The organism is Oleiphilus sp. HI0066 (assembly GCF_001635725.1).
The window spans coordinates 1-968 of record NZ_LWFH01000470.1; the positions used below are offsets into that span (position 1 = coordinate 1).

Here is a 968-nt window from a genome sequence, read left to right on the forward strand (position 1 = left end):
ACAGCATACAACTGCGTCAACTCAAACGCGGAACGCAAATTGTTGTAGGAACACCGGGTCGTGTAATGGATCATATGCGTCGCGGGACTCTTAAGCTAGACAACCTAAAAACACTGGTGCTGGATGAAGCCGATGAAATGCTACGCATGGGTTTCATTGATGATGTTAATTGGATTTTAGAGCACACACCTGAATCTCGTCAGATTGCATTGTTCTCTGCAACGATGCCTAAAGAGATCAAACGTGTTGCCGATGCGCATCTTAATAATCCTGCGCACATAAAAATTGCATCTAAAACAGCTACAGCAAGTACTGTTCGCCAACGTTACTGGATTGCTCAAGGACTCAATAAATTAGATGCGTTAAGCAGGATTCTAGAAGTTGAACCTTTTGATGGCGTTATCATCTTCGTCAGAACTAAGGTTGCGACAGAGGAGTTAAGCACAAAACTTCGTGCCCGCGGATTTTCTGCAACCGCACTGAATGGTGATATTCCACAAGCAAGCCGTGAGAAAACTGTCGATAAGCTAAAAAAAGGCGACATCGATATTCTTGTTGCAACGGACGTTGTTGCTCGAGGTTTAGATGTTGACCGCATCAGCCATGTTGTAAACTATGACATTCCATACGACACAGAAGCTTATGTTCACCGTATCGGTCGAACTGGGCGCGCAGGTCGTTCAGGGGACGCTATTCTGTTCGTCGCACCACGCGAAAAACGCATGCTACGTGCTATCGAAAAGATTTCAGCAAAGTCGATCGAACGCATGGAAATACCAAGCGCAGCTAAAATCAATGAGTTGCGTATCGAGCAATTCAATCAGCAAATTATGGAAACGATCGAGTCTAGCGATTTAAGTTTCTACCAAGAATTAATCGAAAAACTAATCGACGCACGTCATGCAGATCCAATAGTCGTTGCAGCGGCACTCGCTAAGCTTTCTCAAGGCGGCAGAAACTTATTGCTT

1 protein-coding gene is annotated in these 968 nt (G+C 44.7%); it reads left to right on the top strand.

Annotation, left to right across the window (positions count from 1 at the left end):
• The coding region (locus tag A3738_RS06725) for a DEAD/DEAH box helicase (protein WP_156504020.1) at positions 1-968 on the top strand (968 nt) is incomplete at both ends.